Source organism: Falsiroseomonas oryzae, from assembly GCF_027856955.1.
GTDB lineage: Bacteria > Pseudomonadota > Alphaproteobacteria > Acetobacterales > Acetobacteraceae > Falsiroseomonas > Falsiroseomonas oryzae.
Genome location: NZ_JAPSMD010000703.1, coordinates 1 through 1,872 on the forward strand (window position 1 = coordinate 1; position 1,872 = coordinate 1,872).

General features: G+C 74.5%; 2 protein-coding genes. One reads left to right on the plus strand and one right to left on the minus strand.

The window, feature by feature from the left end; translation table 11 throughout:
- Window positions 1-862 (plus strand): right-handed parallel beta-helix repeat-containing protein (locus tag OZN99_RS30805; RefSeq protein ID WP_270939017.1); only part of this gene is annotated, 862 nt, incomplete at its 5' end.
- 3 nt (window positions 863-865) lie between these two features.
- On the opposite strand, the gene OZN99_RS30810 is transcribed toward OZN99_RS30805, so the two are convergent.
- Window positions 866-1,872, minus strand: a 1,007-nt coding sequence (locus tag OZN99_RS30810) for a caspase family protein (protein ID WP_270939018.1), incomplete at its 5' end; no start/stop codon positions are given.

A 1,872-nucleotide genomic window follows, 5' to 3' on the forward strand; every position in this document is an offset into this window, starting at 1 on the left:
GACGCTGCGCGTCGGCCCCGGCGAGCGCTTCGACCGGCCGAGCCGCGCGGCCGCCGCGGCGCGGCCCGGCGACACGGTGCTGATCGCGTCCGGCCGCTACGTGGATTGCGCCACCTGGCGCACGCCCGACCTGCACATCGTCGCGGATGGCGGGCCGGTGGAGATCACCGGGCCGGTCTGCGGCCACAAGGCGCTGTTCGTCACCGCCGCCCCCCGCATCGAGATCGTCGGCATCACCTTCCGCGATGCGGCCTCCTTCGGCGGCAACGGCGCCGGCATCCGCGCGGAGGGCGGCGACCTGACGATCCGGCGCAGCCGCTTCGAGGGGAACGAGAACGGTATCCTCGCCGCGCCCACGCCCGGCGCGACCATCCTGGTCGAGGACAGCGCCTTCCTCGGCAACGGCGCGCTGCGCGAGGGGCGGGACTGCGCGCATGGCCTCTACGTCAACGGCCTCGGCGCGCTGGTCATCCGCCGCACGCGCTTCGAGGGCACGCGGGTCTGCCACCACGTGAAGTCGCGCGCATCCCGCACCGAGATCACGGACAGCGAGATCCTGGACACGCCGGAGAGCCGGACGAGCTACCTGGTGGACCTGCCGAATGGCGGCGACCTGCTGCTGGCGCGCAGCCTGCTGCGCAAGGGGCCGAACACCGGCAATGCGACGACGGCGGTGGCCATCGGCTTCGAGGGCGTGCGGCTGCCGACGCGGGAGCTGCGGGTGATCGACAACCGCTTCGAGAGCCTGATGCTGCGCCCGACCAGCTTCGTCGCGAATCGCAGCGACACGCCGGCGGAGCTGGTGGGCAACCGCGTGCGGGGCGTGGCGGTCTCGCTGGTGGGTCCGGGGACGGTGCGGTAGGCGCTACCGGCGTACCTGCGCCAGCGGGAAGCTGCGCAGGTCGCGCTGGGCAGTGCGGAACACCGCATCCTGCCGGTGCTGCTTCTCGGCGGCCAGCTGCGGCACGCGGCGCATCACCCATTCGCCGAGCGCCAGCGCGCTGACCCGTCCCTCGCCATCCACGGCGGCGCGGCCGGTCAGCCCCTCCCGCAGGGCATAGGCGAAGACCCCGTTGCGGTCGTCGTAGCTGTCCAGCGCCTCCTGCACGCTGGTGCTGGCGGCCAGCAGGAAGCGCCCGGTCTCGTTCCCCAGCGCGGAGAGCTGGTCCATCGTGAGCTGGCCCGCATGGCAGGTGTCCAGCAGCAGCACCGCATCCCGCGCCCTGATTCGGGAGACGGCGGCGACCAGCGTGGAATCCTCGATCCCCTGCCGGCGCAGCGCCGCCCAGCCCGAGATGTCGGTCACGTCGTGCGGCAGGAACAGGAAGCGGTTGTCGGGCTCGGTGCGGACGCCGTGGCCGGCAAGGTAGAGCACGAAGGTGTCGCCCGGCGCCGTGTCCCGCGCCGCGGCCTCCAGCGCGGCCAGCACGCCGGCGCGCGTCGCGGCGCCGTCGCGCAGCACGGTGGTGCGGACCTCCCGGAACAGGCCCTCGCCCTGGGCGCGCATCGTCTGCGCCACGGTGTCGGCATCCGGCACGGCATAGCGGAGATTGAGCGACGGCTCGGCATAGGCGTTCACCCCGACCGCCACCAGCACCAGCCGTCCCGCGCCGGCCGGCGGCTCCGGCGCGCCGGGGCGGCGCAGGTCGAGCGTGGGGCCCTCCGCGAAGACGGCCCGGTCCTCGGTGTGCAGCCGCGTCGCGATGCGGTTGCTGCCCGGGTCGAGCGGCACCTCCACCGCCACCTCGCGTCCGGGCTGCGGCTCCACGCGCGCGGCGAGCCGGTCGTTCACCAGCACGTCGAGCGGGCCGATGCCGAGGCCACGGTCCGCGGCGGCGAAGCTGAGGCGCAGCGCCGTCGCGCCTTCCGGCA